The 17854-nt window shown below is 37.7% G+C and carries 19 protein-coding genes and 1 tRNA gene; 2 read left to right on the top strand and 18 right to left on the bottom strand.

Translation table 11 applies throughout. The features are described from left to right. Window positions 1–39 precede the first annotated feature (39 nt). The 3 genes from B3D98_RS01175 to B3D98_RS01185 all read right to left on the bottom strand — a co-directional run bounded on the left by B3D98_RS01175 (window position 40) and on the right by B3D98_RS01185 (window position 3791). The gene (locus tag B3D98_RS01175; protein ID WP_279496066.1) at window positions 40–2313 is read right to left on the bottom strand and encodes a S9 family peptidase; all 2274 of its coding nucleotides are present in this window, start codon (window positions 2311–2313) and stop codon (window positions 40–42) included. Between the two features lie 147 nt (window positions 2314–2460). Beyond that, the gene (locus B3D98_RS01180; RefSeq protein WP_288579820.1) at window positions 2461–3210 is read right to left on the bottom strand and encodes a TPM domain-containing protein; all 750 of its coding nucleotides are present in this window, start codon (window positions 3208–3210) and stop codon (window positions 2461–2463) included. Continuing rightward, window positions 3210–3791: a LemA family protein gene (locus B3D98_RS01185; RefSeq protein WP_259949813.1), complete on the bottom strand. Its 582-nt coding sequence runs from the start codon at window positions 3789–3791 to the stop codon at window positions 3210–3212. Before B3D98_RS01185 ends, B3D98_RS01180 begins: the two co-directional genes overlap by 1 nt. A 133-nt stretch (window positions 3792–3924) precedes the next feature. Here B3D98_RS01185 and B3D98_RS01190 point away from each other — a divergent pair, with 133 nt between their 5' ends. Further along, window positions 3925–4539 carry a spore coat protein gene (locus B3D98_RS01190; RefSeq protein WP_004228038.1) on the top strand — a complete coding sequence of 205 codons (615 nt, stop codon included), beginning with the start codon at window positions 3925–3927 and terminating at the stop codon, window positions 4537–4539. Window positions 4540–4589: 50 nt separating this feature from the next. On the opposite strand, the gene B3D98_RS01195 is transcribed toward B3D98_RS01190, so the two are convergent. The 4 genes from B3D98_RS01195 to B3D98_RS01210 all read right to left on the bottom strand — a co-directional run bounded on the left by B3D98_RS01195 (window position 4590) and on the right by B3D98_RS01210 (window position 7477). Beyond that, complete coding sequence (locus B3D98_RS01195) at window positions 4590–5312, bottom strand: amino acid ABC transporter ATP-binding protein (protein WP_048390865.1); 723 nt, start codon at window positions 5310–5312, stop codon at window positions 4590–4592. Further along, on the bottom strand, window positions 5309–6019 hold the full coding sequence (locus tag B3D98_RS01200) for an amino acid ABC transporter permease (protein ID WP_004228035.1): 711 nt from the start codon (window positions 6017–6019) through the stop codon (window positions 5309–5311). The genes B3D98_RS01195 and B3D98_RS01200 overlap by 4 nt, the downstream gene beginning before the upstream one ends. An 86-nt stretch (window positions 6020–6105) precedes the next feature. Continuing rightward, on the bottom strand, window positions 6106–6903 hold the full coding sequence (locus tag B3D98_RS01205; RefSeq protein ID WP_004228033.1) for a basic amino acid ABC transporter substrate-binding protein: 798 nt from the start codon (window positions 6901–6903) through the stop codon (window positions 6106–6108). Window positions 6904–7402: 499 nt separating this feature from the next. Then, a tRNA-Arg gene (locus B3D98_RS01210) sits at window positions 7403–7477 on the bottom strand. Window positions 7478–7786: 309 nt separating this feature from the next. On the opposite strand from B3D98_RS01210, the gene clpP reads away from it, so the two are divergent. After that, complete coding sequence (gene clpP, locus B3D98_RS01215; protein ID WP_004228025.1) at window positions 7787–8377, top strand: ATP-dependent Clp endopeptidase proteolytic subunit ClpP; 591 nt, start codon at window positions 7787–7789, stop codon at window positions 8375–8377. A gap of 54 nt (window positions 8378–8431) precedes the next feature. Here clpP and B3D98_RS01220 read toward each other — a convergent pair whose 3' ends face one another. The 11 genes from B3D98_RS01220 to hisB all read right to left on the bottom strand — a co-directional run bounded on the left by B3D98_RS01220 (window position 8432) and on the right by hisB (window position 17852). Beyond that, the gene (locus tag B3D98_RS01220) at window positions 8432–8689 is read right to left on the bottom strand and encodes an HPr family phosphocarrier protein (RefSeq protein WP_004228023.1); all 258 of its coding nucleotides are present in this window, start codon (window positions 8687–8689) and stop codon (window positions 8432–8434) included. A 112-nt stretch (window positions 8690–8801) separates the two neighbouring features. Next, window positions 8802–9749, bottom strand: coding sequence for a DNA-binding protein WhiA (whiA, locus tag B3D98_RS01225; RefSeq protein ID WP_004228019.1), 948 nt, complete (start codon window positions 9747–9749; stop codon window positions 8802–8804). Window positions 9750–9814: 65 nt separating this feature from the next. Then, entirely contained in the window at window positions 9815–10810 is a 996-nt protein-coding gene (locus tag B3D98_RS01230; protein WP_054549565.1) for a gluconeogenesis factor YvcK family protein, read from the bottom strand. 4 nt (window positions 10811–10814) lie between these two features. Further along, window positions 10815–11708: an RNase adapter RapZ gene (gene rapZ / locus B3D98_RS01235; RefSeq protein WP_054549566.1), complete on the bottom strand. Its 894-nt coding sequence runs from the start codon at window positions 11706–11708 to the stop codon at window positions 10815–10817. A gap of 9 nt (window positions 11709–11717) precedes the next feature. Beyond that, window positions 11718–12185: an NUDIX hydrolase gene (locus B3D98_RS01240; protein WP_048390859.1), complete on the bottom strand. Its 468-nt coding sequence runs from the start codon at window positions 12183–12185 to the stop codon at window positions 11718–11720. 348 nt (window positions 12186–12533) lie between these two features. Continuing rightward, window positions 12534–13478 carry a thioredoxin-disulfide reductase gene (trxB, locus tag B3D98_RS01245; RefSeq protein WP_054549567.1) on the bottom strand — a complete coding sequence of 315 codons (945 nt, stop codon included), beginning with the start codon at window positions 13476–13478 and terminating at the stop codon, window positions 12534–12536. Between the two features lie 162 nt (window positions 13479–13640). Continuing rightward, window positions 13641–15164, bottom strand: coding sequence for a tetratricopeptide repeat protein (locus B3D98_RS01250; protein ID WP_048390855.1), 1524 nt, complete (start codon window positions 15162–15164; stop codon window positions 13641–13643). A 90-nt stretch (window positions 15165–15254) separates the two neighbouring features. Beyond that, window positions 15255–15872 carry a bifunctional phosphoribosyl-AMP cyclohydrolase/phosphoribosyl-ATP diphosphatase HisIE gene (hisIE, locus tag B3D98_RS01255; protein ID WP_048390853.1) on the bottom strand — a complete coding sequence of 206 codons (618 nt, stop codon included), beginning with the start codon at window positions 15870–15872 and terminating at the stop codon, window positions 15255–15257. Beyond that, window positions 15869–16630, bottom strand: a complete 762-nt coding sequence (gene hisF, locus B3D98_RS01260) for an imidazole glycerol phosphate synthase subunit HisF (protein ID WP_288579837.1) — start codon at window positions 16628–16630, stop codon at window positions 15869–15871. Before hisF ends, hisIE begins: the two co-directional genes overlap by 4 nt. Continuing rightward, a complete protein-coding gene (hisH, locus tag B3D98_RS01265) occupies window positions 16624–17256 on the bottom strand; it encodes an imidazole glycerol phosphate synthase subunit HisH (RefSeq protein WP_048390850.1) in 633 nt (210 codons plus the stop codon). Before hisH ends, hisF begins: the two co-directional genes overlap by 7 nt. Then, window positions 17253–17852 (bottom strand): imidazoleglycerol-phosphate dehydratase HisB, encoded by a 600-nt coding sequence (gene hisB / locus B3D98_RS01270; protein WP_004227994.1) that lies wholly within the window; start codon window positions 17850–17852, stop codon window positions 17253–17255. Before hisB ends, hisH begins: the two co-directional genes overlap by 4 nt. Window positions 17853–17854 lie beyond the last annotated feature (2 nt).

Here is a 17854-nt window from a genome sequence, read left to right on the forward strand (position 1 = left end):
ATTGTGAGCAAGCTACACATCAATGCCTTTCGTTTTAAATTATTTTAAATGACTATCGAAGAATTTTACCATGGCATTATAGAATTCAATTCTATTTTCTTCATTTGCAAAGCCATGTCCTTCATTATCTTTTAGCATGTACTCTACATCCACACCTCTAGCGCGTAAGGCTTCCACAATTTGATCGGATTCTGCTTTGTTTACACGTGGGTCATTTGCTCCTTGTGCGACAAATAATGGTGTTTTGATTTTATCTGCATGGAAAACTGGTGAAACAGCAGTTAACAATTCTTTGTCTTTCTCTGGATGACCTACGCGCTCATAAAACATGTTACGCATAGTTTCCCAGTAAGGAGGGATGGTATTTAATAATGTAAATATGTTAGATACCCCTACATAATCAACTGCAGCAGCATATAAATCAGGTGTATACGTAATACCCGCTAATGTTGCATAACCACCAAATGATGCCCCATAAATACCGATGCGATCAGGGTCTGCAATGCCTTGGTCAATTGCCCATTGGACACCATCAGTGATGTCATCTTGAATCTTCAGACCCCATTGCTTATTACCAGCCTGAAGGAATTCTTTACCATATCCAGTTGATGAACGGAAATTCACCTGTAGCACTGCATAGCCACGATTAGCTAATAATTGTACTTCTGGGTTGAAGCCCCACATATCACGTGCCCAAGGCCCACCATGAGGATTGACAATAAGAGGGAGATCTTTTGCTTCTTTATTTTTCGGTAAAGTTAAATAGCCATTAATCGTTAAGCCATCTCGGCTCTTATATGAAATTGGATGCATTTCTGCCAGTTCATTCGGATTTAACCAAGGGCTTAAAGTGGCCAACTCGGTTAATTCATCTGTCGTAGAATCGTAATAATAATATTTTCCATAGACAGTATCACTTGAAACACTCACAATAAATTTGGTCATTTCTTTATTGTAATCATTGATACCAAGCTCACTTTCATGCACATTCAGCTTGCTTTGGATTTTACGGAAAAGCTTTTCAAAGTTCTCGTCAAAGAATTGGTAATGTGGTTTATCTGTTATATACGCACCATATAGCAATTTATCGTGTTCGGCACTATATAAGACACCAGAAACATCTACTTGATCATTAGACATAATTACTTCTTCATTACCTTTTAAGTCGTATTTCACAACTTCTACTTTGTCTCTACCTTTGTTAGATGTAGCGTAAATGTATTGATTGTCTTTTGAGAAAGCTAGTGGCATTACTTCATCTCCAGCTTCCATTTCAATAAATGGCTTGAATTCATCCTTTTCAGAATCTCGATAAAGGATCGTTCCTTCCACACCATCTGAGGCTACGGCAATTCGCACATTTCCATTGCGATCGGCTAGCCAGCTCGTAATATTACCCGGATTTTTTGCAACGTGAGTTGTTTCCCCAGTCTTTACATTCAACTTGTAGACATCAAAAACTGTTGCATCTTCCTTATTCATCATGATAAGAATTTCATCTTTAACACCCTGTAGGCCACTTAATATCCCAACTGTGACATTTGGATATGGCGTTAGATCTTTTTCCTCAGAGCCATTAAATGTTGTAGAATAAATATGGAAGTTTTCATCTCCACCTTTATCCTTTACGTAGAGTAAATTATTATCCTTCCAGTAAAATCCTGCAACGTCTCGATCTTTTGAATTGGAAACACGAACAGGCTCACTATCATCATTCATCTTTTTCACGAAAACATTCGCTCTGTTCTCCCAAGCAGAGGAAAAAGTAATGTAATTGCCATCTGGCGAAAGTTCATAACCAAAATTACCAGGATTTTTCATAAAGTCTTCAACTGAAATTTCCTTTACACCTTCATGATTGGAACCATTTTTTATTTGTTTTGCATTGTTTAATATTTTTACTGCATCTTGTTTTGAAATTGCTTCTGTATTTAATGATAAGCCATTAAATAAACCAATCTTATTGGCCTTCTCTAAATAGTCAGCAAGTGAAGCTTCTTTTTCTTCTTTATTTAACGCTCTAACTAAAATACGAGCCGCTTCATCACGTTTAATTGTCAAACTTAAATCTGTGAATTCTCCAGCCTTGACCCATTTATCAATAATTTGTTGACGCATTGAATCTGAACCGTGCTGGAATGTTAAAGTTGTTACAGCTAAATTCAAAAATTCCTGCGCTGACACATGTTCTTCTTGTGCTGTTACTGTGCTATTAGTTTCATTTGCAGCACGGACTTCTTGCATTGTTGCAGGAATAACTACAGAGGTTGTTAAAATAATTGCTAACGATGCAGATAAAAATCTTTTTTTCAAAATGATTCCTCCCTATATCAGTTTACGCTATATCGTTTGTCGATATATTTAAATTATAACAATTCTAGCATTATTGTCAATAATTGAGAGGTTTTTAATTAAGCCAAAATGAAAGCGAACTATATAGAATAGTTCGCCATACCTCTATTAAAATTTCCTGCTTGCTCCCCCACCAGCAGAAGATCCGCCACCAAATCCGCCAAAGCCCCCTCTACTCGAATGTCCTCCACAAAAACTTCCTGGATAACCGCCATAGCCTCCAGAGCGAGGACCTCCGCCGCCTTTCGAAAAGAATGAATAGATAATAATAACAACGATAATGATTAGGATAATTAACCAAGTGGGTATGTCATCCTCTTCTTTTGTTTGCTCTGGCAAATCACCGTTCCAATTATACTCTTGGGCAACAGCGCGGAAAACTTCAGAATAGGTTGCTTGAAAAGCTTGGTCTAGATTACCAGCACTTGCTGAGGGATAAAATGCATTATCTAAAATGCGTCCTAATTTACCATCTGGTAATGCTCCTTCTAGTCCCTGACCCACGGCAATTACAACGTCGTTATTTCCTTCCCCTTGACCTAAGGTAGCTAAAATTAGGACACCGTTATTTTTATCCTTGTCACCAATGCCCCATGACCGAATCAATTTTGTCGCATACATTTTCGGCTCTTGTCCATGAAGACTATCAACTGTGACTACCATGATTTCAGCACCCGTGCCTTGATCCAACTGCTCAGAATATTGATTTATCTCTTCTTTGACATTCGCAGAAATTACATTGGCAAAGTCATGTATATACGTATTTTTCATCGGTGATGGCATCGTTGCTTCTGCTAGATTCGAGAAAAAAAGAAGCAACGAACAAACGATGATCATCTGTACAATGCAACGTTTCATTATTGTGTACCCGATTGACTAAAATCGATAGATGGTGCTTTGTCCGCTCCTGCTGTGGCTTTAAAGTATTCTTTTTGTTCAAAGCCAAACATCCCTGCCATCAAATTCCCCGGGAAACGTTTAACATGTTTATTGAATTGCTGCACCTCATTATTGTAATCCTCACGTGCTACTGCCAGACGATTTTCCGTACCTGCTAGCTCATCCATTAACTGGCGGAAGTTTGCATCTGCCTTTAAGTTTGGGTAATTTTCTACAACTACTAGTAAACGACTAAGAGCGCCAGTTAAAGCATCATTGGCAACAGCTTGCTCCTCTGGTGAGCTTGCACTTCCCATTTGTGCACGTGCCTCCGTAATATTCGCTATCACCTCTTGCTCATGATTCGCATAGCCTTTCACAGATTCCACTAGATTGGGAATCAAATCATAGCGACGTTGGAGCTGATTTTCAACTTGTGCCCATTTAGAATCAACATTTTCCTCGGCTGTCACCAGACTATTGTATTTAGGTATAAATAATAAGGCGATTACAACAAGAATGATGACAATTATTCCAATTGGTCCAAGTAACTTTTTCAATTTTAATCCTCCTTGACTTGCTTTTCCTTCTATCTTTAGTCTACATTTTTACCTTTACATTTATACCGTATGAAATTGAATTGACACGACATACTAAATACTGCAACAAAAAATTATTGAGGAGGCGTTTTTTTTGTCACAATCGTTTTACAATGAATCATCAAACCAAACAAATTTAAATCAACAACATAGCCTAAATCATGGTGGACATGAAATGATGGACATGCATGAAACAATTGGCGAAATTATTGCAGGTATGAACCAAGCGATTATTTTGCGTCCCCATGTAAAAGATCCTGAATTACTCAACATTTTGGATCGCCAATATAATTTCACTCTTGGTATGTACAATACGATCGTAGAGTCCTTTAAAACAGGACACGATCCATCTGTTCCAACAGGACGCTACCAAATGGAAACAGGAAATGATTTCAAATATGGCCTAAATCCTGGTCAACCAAAAAAGCCGATGCAAAACGCTAATGAAATTAATGATGAAGCTATTTCTGGATTTTTACTTGGAGCTCAAAAAGGAGCAGCGAAATGTATGACAACTGCTGCGTTGGAGACAACAAACCCTGTAGTTCGTCGCGTTGTTGCGGATAGTATTCCTAACTGTATTGAAATGGGATACGAATTATCCATTTATCAAAATAAACACGGCTATTATCAGGTGCCTCAGTATTCCCAACAGGATATGCAAACGATGCTGAATGCATTCGACACAACATCTAATCCCCTTCATTAAATAAGAAAAGCACAAAAAAGCGAACGAGCATGTCGTTCGCTTTTTCAGCTTTATAATACTTTTCCTAAAAACGCTTTCGTACGGTCGCTTTGGGGATTGCCGAATAGTTCCTCTGGAGACCCTTCTTCTACAATATAGCCCCCATCCATGAAGACTACTCGATCACCTACTTCACGAGCAAAGCCCATTTCATGTGTCACAACTACCATTGTCATCCCTTCAGCTGCTAGATTTTTCATAACATCTAGCACCTCTTTTACCATTTCAGGGTCAAGTGCTGAAGTTGGCTCGTCAAATAAAATAGCTTTTGGCTTCATTGCTAAGGCACGAGCAATCGCCACACGTTGTTGCTGACCACCTGATAGCTGCTCAGGATAATTATAGGCCTTGCTGTCGAGCCCGACCTTTTTTAATAGCTCATGTCCTAAAGCTTCTGCGTCTGTACGATTCATTTTACGAATTTGCATAGGTGCCATCGTGACATTATCGATAACCGTCATATGCGGGAATAAGTTAAATTGTTGAAACACCATACCCACTTCAGCGCGAATTTCATTGATATTCGTTTTAGGATCATTAATTTTTACATTTTCAATATAAATAGCACCATCCGTTACTTCTTCTAACATATTGATGCAACGGAGAAATGTACTTTTTCCTGAACCAGACGGCCCAATAACACAGACAACTTGTTTTTCTTGAATTTCATAATCGATTCCTTTTAATACTTCAAGCTTGCCAAAGTATTTGTGTAGGTTTTCAATTTTTATCATCTAGCTTCCCGCCCTTCTACCTTAGCTTTACGAGGGACATAGCTATTGCTAAATCGTTTCTCGATAAATGCTACAATCTTCGTTACACCATATGTCAACACTAAATATAATAATGCTGCAACGATATACGGTTCCCAGAAGCGGAAGCTTGCACCAGCTACGACCTTACTAGCGTATAAAATATCTGGTGCTGCAATTACAGTTACGAGTGAAGAATCTTTTAATAATGCAATAAATTCATTGCCCAATGGCGGAATCATACGTCTAAATGCTTGAGGTAAAATGACCTTACGCATCGCTTGGTTATGCGTTAATCCAAGAGAGCGAGCAGCCTCCATTTGCCCTTTTGCAATACTTTGAATCCCTGCACGGAAAATTTCCGCATTATAAGCAGCACAGTTTAAAATAAGCGCTGTAATCCCTGATACCATATAACCTAAAGAATGACCAAAAATTGTTGGAATAACTGCTAAGTGAATTAACAAGATTTGTACAAGCATCGGTGTTCCACGGAATAAATCGATATATAGTTTAGATGGCCAATAAATCCATTTTTTACTCGATAATTTTCCAAGGCCTAAAAATAGTCCTAATAGAATACCGCCAAAATAACCACTAAGTGTCAAAATAAGTGTTACGCCAATACCTCGTATAAACATATCTCGGTAGTTCCAGACAATGTCCCAGCGTAAGTCAAAGATGTCCATCCGAAAACCCCATTCCCCTTTAAATTACAATTAATAAATGAGCTGTTAGCAAAGTTACTATGTTAGTAGCATCATTTCATTCATTTTTATTGAAAATCAATGCCTGTAATTTCTTTTAATTTACCGTTTTCTTTAATCTTTTTAAGACCTTCGTTTAATTTATCTAGCAATTCTTTATTCCCTTTTTGAACCATGAAGCCATAGTATTCTTTTTCGAATGCATCATCTTCAATTACTTTTAGTTTTTGATCTGGGTGAGCTTTGATATATTCATAAACTACTGCATTATCTCCGATAGCTGCATCAACATTACCATTTAGCATCTCTTGGATAGCGATTGGCTGACTTTCAAAAGCCATAATATTTGTACTTGCTTCCCCTTGTAGCTTTTTCGCTGCCATATGACCAGTTGCATTGATTTGTACAGATACTTTTTTATCTTTTAATTCATCAAGAGATTTAATCTTTGAATCTTCTTTCACAACAATTAATAACTGAGACTCATAATACGGTTCTGTAAAATCAAATGATTCTTTACGCTCTTCCGTAATTGTGATTCCAGAAGCACCGATATCTGTTTCACCGTTCTTAATTGTTTGGAACACTGGCTCCCATCCAATATTATTCCACTCAACCTCAAAGTCCATCTCATCTGCGATAGCTTGTAGAATATCGACATCAATCCCTACAATTTTCCCTGAATCGTCAACAGATTCAAATGGTGCAAAAGTTGCCTCAGTACCTACTTTGTAAACTTTTTTGCCATCTCCACCATCTTCTGAAGATGAGCTACCTGAAGATGCATCATCTTTTGTACCACAACCTGCAAGTGCTAATGTTAAAGCTGCAATAATCATCAGTAACATCCAACCTGTTTTTTTCATTGTATTTCCCCCTAGTTCGATAATTTTCCGAATTACGTATTATTTTTCGCAATTCGGAAATGTTAGACTATTAGGTCAATTATATTAACATTATAGTATTTAGACAACAACTTTTCGCATAAAATTAAATATTTTTTCATATAAATTTATAATAAATTCATATAATTTGAAAAAACATGTATAAATAACAAGAAAATTAACCTAAAACTAATATATATACAATAAGAACCATGCCAAATTTCGATAAATTTAGGCAAAAAAAAAGAATCCCCTCAGATAGGATTCTTTTTTTTCGACTATTACTAGTCTCACGTACAGTATGTTCACTAAAAAATAATTTGGAGTTGTTGCTTTTTTGAAGGTTTGAAAGGAATAAATAGGGGAATAATGCCAACTAGGACAGTATTCCCTTTATTCTTCCTCTCGATCTCCAGTAAGCAGGCTGCTAAACTACTTATTAGGAGATGAGCTATAACAGTATATCAATTGATCAGTAAAATGGCGCCCTCGGAGGGAATCGAACCCCCAGTGCAAGAACCGGAATCTTACGTGTTATCCATTACACCACGAGGGCAAAAGACACAAAAAAAAAGTACTCACTCTAGGCTTACGAAAAGCATGATGTAGATAACCCTCATTTTTGAAGCATACCTGCAAAATAGTGTCCTGTACTTTAAACCTTATAACCTTAATCATTATACAAGCCTATCCTATATAATTCAACCATAGAATGCAAAAACAATTTATTTTTTTTAATTTCACTTTAGCAGGGTTAATATTTGACCTTCCCTGACTATAATGTGTATGATAAGGATACAGCTGAAATACAAAGGAAAATTTTCAGCAAAGGTATTCGAATTTAGCTTTTTAAGGAGGATTTAACATGAATTTAATTCCTACAGTTATTGAACAAACTAGTCGTGGTGAGCGTGCATATGACATTTATTCACGTCTACTTAAAGACCGTATTATCCTTTTAGGAAGTGCTATTGATGACAATGTTGCTAACTCCATTGTCGCTCAGCTTCTTTTCCTACAAGCAGAAGATCCAGATAAAGATATCTCTCTTTATATTAACTCACCTGGCGGATCCATTACGGCTGGTATGGCTATCTATGACACAATGCAAATCATTAAACCACAGGTACAAACAATTTGTATTGGTATGGCTGCATCAATGGGTGCTTTCCTACTTGCAGCTGGAGAACCCGGTAAACGTTTTGCCTTACCAAATGCTGAAGTCATGATTCACCAACCACTAGGTGGTGCACAAGGTCAAGCGACAGAAATTGAAATTGCTGCTAAACGTATTCTATTCTTACGTGAGAAATTAAATGGCATTTTATCTGAACGCACTGGTCAACCACTTGAAGTCATTGCAAGAGACACAGATCGTGATAACTTCATGACTGCTGAACGTGCAAAAGAATACGGTTTAATCGATCATATTATGCACCGTAGCGATAATAAATAAAAAATAGAAGGCATCACAGAATTGCTCTGTGATGCCTTTTGTATTTAATGAATGTTAATCTTCATTTTCAATAATTGTTGCCAATGCTGTAACCGCTTGCTCAGCATCGTTACCTTCACTGCTTAAAGTCACTTCGGTACCTTTAGCAACTGCTAAGCTCATAACACCCATAATGGATTTGGCATTTACTTTTTTCTCATCTTTTTCTAGAAAGATATCAGCACTAAAACGATTTGCTTCTTGCACAAATAGTGCTGCTTGTCTAGCTTGTAGTCCTAATTTTAATTTAACCTGGACTCTTCTCTCAATCATTCTCAAAACTCCCCTTCACTACCGTTCATCTATTAGTTTTATCTTACCTTACTTACTGCAAAAGAACAATAAGCGATTACGCATGACATTCATACCTGAAAAGTATGATAACTTAACCACCTATTTTTTCACCACGCCTTAATGCATCCGCAATCTCATCAATTTTTCTCAATCGATGGTTAACACCTGATTTACTAACCGTTCCACTAGATACCATTTCACCAAGCTCTTTTAATGTCACATCTTGGTATTCAACACGGAGACGTGCTATTTCACGAAGCTTCTCCGGTAGTTGATCAAGACCAATTGAATTTTCAATAAATCGAATATTCTCAACCTGCCGTAATGCTGCTCCAATGGTTTTATTTAAATTGGCAGTTTCACAGTTCACAATACGGTTGACACTATTACGCATATCTCGCAAAATCCGAACATCTTCAAATTTCATCATAGCCTGATGCGCTCCAACAATATTAAGGAAATCTGAAATTTTTTCTGCTTCTTTTAAGTAAGTTACAAAGCCTTTTTTACGTTCAATTGTTTTGGCATTGAGTTCAAATTCATTCATCAAATCCATTAATGCCTCACCATGTTCTTTATATAAAGAATAAACCTCTAAATGATAAGCCGATGTTTCTGGATTATTGACGGAACCTCCTGCTAAAAAGGCTCCTCTTAAATAAGCTCTTTTTTGGCCGCTCTTTTGAATGAGCTTTCTTGAGATAGTATGGTTAAATTGAAAGTCGTCTGAGATGATTTCTAAATCAATTAATAGCTCACGCGCTCCTTCTCTTACACGGCATATATACACATTATTTTTTTTCAATCGCATTTTCTTACGAACAAGTAATTCAACATTGTACGGATACAATTTTTTCATAATCGTATATAGTCTTCTGGCAATTGCAGCGTTTTCGGTTTGCACGTCTAAGCTTAGTTGTTTATTTGCAAAGGATAATGAACCATTCATACGAATTAGGGCAGAAACTTCTGCTTTCATACAATGATTGTCCGCTTCTATTTGTGTCAATTCTTTTTTTGTTTCAGAAGCAAAAGACATATCACGCCCCCCTTTCAATCATGATTTCTATGTATATGTTCATCTTACCATATACAATAAAGCCATTATGTTTCTATTATTGGTCCTCTTACTTTTTGATGGTAAATATCAGCATAATCTACCAGCCATTCTGCAACATTTGTAGCATTATGTCGAACCGTTCCATCTGGTCGAATTGTAGCAATGTCTCGTTTGATAACTTCTAAACCCATACTTTCAAGCTTTGCTACGTCAAATGTTACTGGTTCCGCTCTTTCTTCTTTATACAGTTCTTTTACAGGGTTAGGGAGTTCTTCATCATTTACTAAAATGGAATCGATAAAATCATGGCCAACATGCTTATGTATGGCTGTTACATGATCGCCTGCTGTATAGGAAATGGTTTCACCCTTTTGTGTCATTAAATTACAAACATATATTTTTCTTCCTTTAGCCTTAACAACTGCTTCACCTATTTCCTTAACAAGCAAATTCGGAATAATACTTGTATATAAGCTTCCTGGTCCTATTAAAATATAGTCTGCACGAAGTATTGCACGAATAGCTTCTGGCAACGGTTGCACATTTTCAGGTACTAAAAAAACGCGATTAATGCGTTTCGTCGCTGTCGGGATTTTTGATTCTCCCTCGATAATTGAACCGTCCTCAAGCACAGCATGTAAGGTGATTTTTTTATTAGCTGCTGGAATAACTCGACCATGAACTTTTAAAACCTTTCCCATCTCACTGATAGCATGATTGAAATCACCAGTAATATCAGTAAGGGCTGTAAGCATTAAATTCCCTAAGGAGTGACCTCGTAAGTCTTCAGATGCCGAAAAACGGTATTGAAACATTTGCTCTACAAGGGGCTCAATATCTGATAATGCTGCAATCACATTACGTACATCGCCAGGCGGTGGGATATCGTAATCATCACGTAAACGACCTGAAGATCCACCATCATCTGCTACTGTTACAATAGCAGTAATATCAAATGGGTGATGCTTCAGACCGCGAAGTAACGTGGAGAGCCCTGTGCCACCACCAATTACCACAAGCTTTGTTTGCTTTTTCCCCATTCACTCATTCCTTTCTACGATTAATATCACGATGCGTAATAACCGTATTTTCCTTGCCCGCAAAATATGCACCAAAAAATTCTGCTAATGTCACGGAGCGATGCTGGCCCCCAGTACAACCAAAAGCAATAACAAGCTGTGATTTACCTTCTTGTCGATAGAGAGGAATCATAAAGTCTAATAAATCCGTCAGTTTTTGTATAAGGATTTGCGTATCTTCCAACGCTAACACATAAGAAGATACCTCTGTTTGAAGACCCGTTTTTGGACGTAGCTCCTCCACATAGTATGGGTTTTTAAGAAAACGAACATCAAACACTAAGTCCGCATCAATCGGCATACCATGTTTAAAGCCAAAGGACATAATGTTAACGGTAAAAATAGTATCTGCCTCACTTGCAAATTCTTTTACGATTTTTTCACGTAATTGCTTTGGTTTCATGTTAGATGTGTTATAAACAAAATTGGCACGACCCTTTACTTCAGATAAAAGTACTCGTTCCTGTTTAATTCCATCTAGAGGTAAACCATTCACTGCTAATGGATGTGCACGTCTCGTTTCTTTATACCGTCTGACTAATGTGGCATCATCTGCATCTAAAAATAAAATACGAGCAACAATATCGCCTTCTTTTAGTATATGGTCTAATGCGCCAATTAGAGCATCAAAAAAGTCTCCTCCGCGCATATCCATTACTGCTGCAATTCGGGTACTGTTTTTACCAGAATCTCTTAATAAGGTTAAAAAAGTTGTAAGTAACGCAGGTGGTAAATTATCAATACAGTAATACCCTAAATCCTCAAAGCTTTGAATAGCTACTGTTTTCCCAGCCCCAGACATTCCTGTAATAATAACCAATTCATGTGTACTTTGTTGGCCTTCAACCACCACTGTCATGCAACTCCTTTATTGTTCTTTTGAAATTTGTATTTTCTGATGAAGTAATTCAAAATTCGTTGTATAGTCAAACGTGCCATACTGAATGCCTGATTGCGAAACAGCAAATTGTAAATTAGTTCGATCTCCTTCAGCCATTGGCAAATGTGCTAAATCCTCTACTGGGTGCCATGCAAGTTTGCCTTCTCTTGTTTCTTCGAATGGTACTCCATCTACATCCTTTGCAACAAATGTATAGAGCATCCATTCATCCACTACGTCATTGTTTTCTTTAATGATCATCGTATAAACACCCTTTAAATGAACATGTAAAGGTATGACGTTTGTCTCTTCTTGAAACTCTCGAATAGCAGCCTCGAAGATTGACTCGCCACTCTCCATTTTCCCTCCTGGAGCTACATACCAGCCTCGTCTTGGTTTCTGAAGTAATAATACTTTACCGTCTTTTACGGCAATTAAATTTGCAATTCTTTGCATAGGCACACCTCTAATCACTTTTGCATTCTACTCTTCATTATAACAAGACCTTGTAAGTTTTGTCCTCATTTACAACTCTTGTACGTAGACAATTAACAATTTAGTTCTATTCAAAGATAACCATTTCATCTTGGGCGAAATTTACGTTTATCGTGATATTATTATTTGATTTTTTACACATAAAAAAGTAGGTTGCTCCCACCTATTGGAGGCGGAAACAACCTACTAAACAAAATAAAAGGGGGATTGCTAATTACATTTTTAATCATACACCTTTTATATGTCATTCAAGTTACAGCAATATTAAAACCACATTAAAATTGTATTTTTTTCCTTAAAATAGCCCTATTAGGCATTAATTTTCTCTAATAGCTCTTCTACATAATGTTGAACAGCTTGCGCGGCAATACTACCGTCACCAGTTGCTGTTACAATTTGACGAAGTGATTTTTCACGAACATCTCCAGCTGCAAAGATACCTGGGATTTTTGTTTCCATCGTTTCATTTGTCAAAATATAGCCAGCCTCATTTAAAATACCTAATGACTCAAATGGTTTCGTTAACGGAAGCATACCTATATAGACGAAAACACCATCTGTAGCAAATTCAGATTCTGTACCATCGACAGTTGATTGTAGTGTTACACTGCCAACTTTACCATTCGCTTCATTAATTTCTTTTACAGTTGCATTCCAAATGAAATCAATTTTTTCATTGGCAAAGGCACGATCTTGGAGAATTTTTTGTGCACGTAATTTATCACGACGGTGGACAATTGTCACTTTATCAGCAAAGCGAGTTAAATAAACACCCTCTTCAACAGCTGAATCTCCGCCACCTACGACAACTAGATTTTTTTGTTTAAAGAATGCTCCATCACATACTGCACAGTAGCTGACACCACGGCCACCAAGCTCTTTTTCACCAGGCACACCCATTTTTTTATACTCAGCACCAGTGGTGATAATAATGGCACGTGTTTTATATTCTTTTGCACCTGATTTAATTGTTTTATATTCTTCTCCATCGATGATTTCCGTTACATCACCATAGGCATATTCAGCACCAAATTTTTTAGCATGCTCAAACATTTTTGTAGAAAGCTCTGGTCCTAAAATTGTCTCAAAACCTGGGTAGTTTTCTACTTCTTCTGTGTTTGCCATTTGTCCACCAGGAATGCCACGTTCAATCATTAAAGTAGACAAATTTGCACGAGATGTATAAACAGCAGCAGTCATCCCAGCAGGACCTGCACCAATAATTACTACATCATAAATTTTTTCTTCCGACATAAATACTTCCCCCTAAACAGAATACTTTTTATCTTCATTCAACCAATACATATAACGTCATCTATAGAAGAAGATCAATGACGCTAAGGAAAAATTGGTGATAGCGTTAGTATGTTCATCGTATGTGAAAGTATAAAGTTATTCAACTATGTTGCTCACACATTAATCATGACTGTTTGGCAAAAACGTTAAGATTTCGTCAATATACTTTGATAAAGTAGATACAGAAACTCCATATTGCTGCGCAATTTCCTTTTTTGTCACTTTAAGCATTTGTGAAGATCTGAATAAATAATCATTTGCTCCTGCAATTGCTGTTGGATTTGTAAAACGATAATTTTCTATTAAAGCTTGTTCACATAGCACAAACCACATTTGAAACAGCGGTACAATTAATGATGATAGCTTTCCATATTGTTCTAATAAAATTTCTGAGACCTGTACTGATCGTAAAAAGCTTGCTTCTACTTTATTTTTCTTATCAAATTCATGTCCAAGTGCATAAGCTAAAAACAATTTTTCAAAAGAGCCTAATTGTTCAATATTAATCCATTTCGGATGGGCGATAATTTCTTGCTTATGCGCTGTACCTTTCAGTAAAAATAAACCAAAAATGCGCTCACTCGTATAAGTGCTCTCTAATTTTTCAACGATAAAATCACGATCATGCTCCAATGCATCAAGTCCAAATTCATTTTCTTGTTGGCGCCAAGGTTCGAAGCCCTCTTTGTCTGGGTCTAGCTCTAGAAGCTGATCCCACGCACTTTTCGAAATCTCCTCATGTCCTGAGAAATAAGCAGCATGTGACAGCCAAAAGTAAAATCCTGCATCTCCTACATAGCCTCTCTTTTGCATGCTGCGCAACCATTTATAGGCTAATTCATATTGGCTGATTAAGGCTAAGGTAGCACCAAGTTTATAACGATGCTCCCAAGTATAGGGTTGAATTTTAACAAGAACATTTAACAGTTCTTGTAAATCATCTTCATTTTTTTCATAATACGCAATTACCGTTAAATTGCATAATGCATGTAGATTGCCCTTATTTTCACGTAGCACTGTATGCAAGAGAGCCTTTGCTTGCTCTTCTTCTCCAACATAAAAATAAGCGAGTGCTAGATTATTATAGGCTGACCAAAATGCTGGTCGATCTTCAATTAAATCTTCTAAAATAGTAATAGCTTCAGGAAAATCTCCCTTTTCCATACAACGACGAGCTTGCTCCTGACGATATAAATCCTCACCAGAGCCTTCAAGCTCTTCAAAATCATCTTGCTCAAAAGCGACAAACTCTAATATTTCTGCTGCTTCATCGGCATAAGCACCCTCAGGTTCTAGCTTTAAATATTCTTCTGCAAAGCGTTTTGCATCATGCATGATGCCTACACACCCTGATACTTCTGCCATGTAAAATATGATTTCTGGATTATCTGGATCAATTTGATAGGCGCGACGAAGTAGGTCATACGCTTCCTCAAAACGTTGACCTTCTAACTCTACTATGGCTAACTGCAAGATAATCATTGGATCGTCGGGACTTAAATCTACCGCACGCTGTAAATATTTATAGGCTTTATTCATTTGTCCACTGTTCATTGCTTGAATTGATTTCTTATAATAATAGTCGCCTGTTGGAATGAACGACACTATATTCGATTGAGTCTCATTTTGACGTTTCTTTTCCAATATATTTCCTCCGAAACAAGAAATAAGGAACGTATTCTACGTTCCTTTACACAGTAACTCCTATTATACCACACAATCAATAATATGCTGTTATTTCTCCTCGTGACGTTTTTCCAACACATGCAGAACATCATAAATGCTTACTTTTTGTTCTTGTAATAATACGAGTAGGTGATAAATTAAATCAGCTGCCTCCCATTTTACTTCCTCAGCATCTCGGTTTTTGGCACCAATGACCACCTCTGTTGCTTCTTCCCCAACCTTTTTACAGATTTTATCAATGCCCTTATCAAATAAATATGTAGTGTACGCTCCTTCTGGCATTTCCTGCTCTCGCTTTTCGATGACACGAGCAAGTTTAGAAACGATGTCCACAGAGCCTACCTTCTCTTTTTGCTGAATAACCTCAGTGAAGCAAGAAATTGTCCCATTATGACATGCTGGCCCTGTCGGTAGAACCTCCACTATTAAAGCATCTTGATCGCAATCCGCTTTGATTGAAACCACCTGTTGTGTATGGCCACTTGTTGCTCCCTTATGCCAAAGCTCTTGACGGGAACGAGAATAAAACCAAGTTTCCCCTGAGTCAATTGTTTTAGCTAATGACTCCTTATTCATGTAAGCTACTGTTAATACCTCTTTTGTATTGGCATCTTGTACTACAGCTGTAACAAGACCTCTCTCATCAAATTGAATGTTCTCTATCATCTTACTGCCACTCCTTTTTCACGTAAGTATTCCTTTACTTGCGCTACACTTGTTTCTTTATAATGGAAGATAGAGGCTGCTAGTGCAGCATCTGCATCTACCTCTTGTGCTAATACTTCGTAAAAATGTTTGGCATGTCCCGCTCCACCACTAGCAATCACAGGGACTGTCACAGCTTCACGCACTGCTTTGGTTAAGGCTAAATCAAAGCCTGATTTTTCTCCATCTTGATTCATACTTGTTAATAAAATCTCACCAGCTCCTAAGCGTACAGCCTCTTTGGCCCACTCAATGGCTGACCAAGGGGTTTTGTTGCGACCACCATGTGTATAAACCATCCATGTGCCATCTTCCTCACTATAGCGAGCATCGATTGCTACAACAATGCATTGTGCGCCAAAGTAATCAGAGCCTTCCTGTATAAGGGCAGGTCTTTCCAGCGCGGATGTATTCACTGAAACTTTATCAGCACCTGCTCGTAAAATACGCTTCATATCATCCAACGTACGAATACCTCCGCCAACAGTAAAGGGTATGGCAAGCGTAGCCGCTGTTTGACGAACGACATCTACCATCGTTTCTCGACCTTCATGTGATGCAGAAATATCTAAAAATACAAGCTCATCTGCTCCTTGTTCATCATAGAACTTCGCAAGCTCCACGGGATCTCCTGCATCTCGGATAGAGACAAATTGTATACCTTTTACAACACGACCTTCTTTCACATCAAGACATGGGATAATACGTTTTGTTAGCATGCCTTCACACCTTCCAACCATTGCTCTAATAAATAAACACCTAATTCCCCTGATTTTTCAGGGTGAAATTGCATGCCAGTCACAGAACCATTCATCACAATACCAGGTACTTGAATGCCGAAGTAATCAGCATAGGCAACAAGCTCTGATTCTACGATATCTGTTGCATAAAAGGAGTGAACAAAATAGACATGCTTCGCTGATACTTCATTGTGTAACCATGCAGGACGATTTGTCACAATTAGTTCATTCCACCCCATATGTGGTACTCTGTATGCTTGGCCCTCTTGGCTACCACTAAAGCGTTTAATACACCCCTTGAAAAACCCTAGCCCTTTTGTTGGGGTTACTTCATCACTTTGCTCGAATAATAATTGCATACCTAGACAAATTCCTAAAAGTGGACGGTTTTCTCTTTGTGCCTTCTGTAAATATTGATCTAAGTTTGTTTCAGCTAAACGCTTTCTGGCATCAGGGAATGCACCCACCCCTGGTAATAAAAGTGCGTCAGCTGTATCTAATGCCTTCTCATCAGCAGTTATAATAACTTCACAGCCTAGCCTTTTTAATGCCTGCTCCACACTAAATAAATTACCCATTCCATAATCAATGACACCTATTTTCACGTCAACAGCCCCTTAGTCGATGGTACGCCTTTAACACGCGGGTCAATTTCCACTGCGGCATCAATCGCACGTGCTAATGCTTTGAAAATTGCCTCAATAATGTGATGTGTATTTTGTCCATAAGGTACAATTACATGAACATTCATCCTTGCCTCAAGGGCAAATTTCCATAAAAATTCATGCACTAATTCTGTATCAAACGTTCCTACTTTTTCTTTTAATGCTGGCACACGGTACTCTAGATGAGGTCGATTCGAGCAATCGACCACTACCTGAGCTAGTGCGTCATCCATCGGTACAAAGGCGTTACCATAGCGTTTTATGCCTTTCTTATCACCAAGTGCTTCTCGAACAGCCTGTCCTAATACAATACCAAGGTCCTCTGTTGTATGGTGATCATCAATATAAGTATCGCCATTTGCATGTATTGTGCCGTTAAATAGTCCATGCTTAATAAATAAGTCAAGCATATGGTCCATAAATCCCACGCCTGTTTGGATATCTGCCTTGCCTTCACCATCTAAATCAATTGCTACAGAAATTTGCGTTTCATTCGTTGTACGCTCTATCTTTGCATATCGTTTCTTTTCTGTCATCG

It is taken from the genome of Lysinibacillus sp. UBA5994, from assembly GCF_002429725.1.
In the GTDB taxonomy this organism is placed as follows: domain Bacteria; phylum Bacillota; class Bacilli; order Bacillales_A; family Planococcaceae; genus Lysinibacillus; species Lysinibacillus capsici.

What these genes read in the sequence shown, in the direction of transcription:
- B3D98_RS01180 (WP_288579820.1), bottom strand. Translation starts at nt 3,210, where the DNA reads ATGAAACGTTGCATTGTACAGATGATCATCGTTTGTTCGTTGCTTCTT.
- B3D98_RS01195 (WP_048390865.1), bottom strand. Translation starts at nt 5,312, where the DNA reads ATGATAAAAATTGAAAACCTACACAAATACTTTGGCAAGCTTGAAGTA.
- B3D98_RS01200 (WP_004228035.1), bottom strand. Translation starts at nt 6,019, where the DNA reads ATGGACATCTTTGACTTACGCTGGGACATTGTCTGGAACTACCGAGAT.
- B3D98_RS01205 (WP_004228033.1), bottom strand. Translation starts at nt 6,903, where the DNA reads ATGAAAAAAACAGGTTGGATGTTACTGATGATTATTGCAGCTTTAACA.
- clpP (WP_004228025.1), top strand. Translation starts at nt 7,787, where the DNA reads ATGAATTTAATTCCTACAGTTATTGAACAAACTAGTCGTGGTGAGCGT.
- B3D98_RS01220 (WP_004228023.1), bottom strand. Translation starts at nt 8,689, where the DNA reads ATGATTGAGAGAAGAGTCCAGGTTAAATTAAAATTAGGACTACAAGCT.
- whiA (WP_004228019.1), bottom strand. Translation starts at nt 9,749, where the DNA reads ATGTCTTTTGCTTCTGAAACAAAAAAAGAATTGACACAAATAGAAGCG.
- B3D98_RS01230 (WP_054549565.1), bottom strand. Translation starts at nt 10,810, where the DNA reads ATGGGGAAAAAGCAAACAAAGCTTGTGGTAATTGGTGGTGGCACAGGG.
- rapZ (WP_054549566.1), bottom strand. Translation starts at nt 11,708, where the DNA reads ATGACAGTGGTGGTTGAAGGCCAACAAAGTACACATGAATTGGTTATT.
- B3D98_RS01240 (WP_048390859.1), bottom strand. Translation starts at nt 12,185, where the DNA reads ATGCAAAGAATTGCAAATTTAATTGCCGTAAAAGACGGTAAAGTATTA.
- trxB (WP_054549567.1), bottom strand. Translation starts at nt 13,478, where the DNA reads ATGTCGGAAGAAAAAATTTATGATGTAGTAATTATTGGTGCAGGTCCT.
- hisIE (WP_048390853.1), bottom strand. Translation starts at nt 15,872, where the DNA reads ATGATAGAGAACATTCAATTTGATGAGAGAGGTCTTGTTACAGCTGTA.
- hisF (WP_288579837.1), bottom strand. Translation starts at nt 16,630, where the DNA reads ATGCTAACAAAACGTATTATCCCATGTCTTGATGTGAAAGAAGGTCGT.
- hisB (WP_004227994.1), bottom strand. Translation starts at nt 17,852, where the DNA reads ATGACAGAAAAGAAACGATATGCAAAGATAGAGCGTACAACGAATGAA.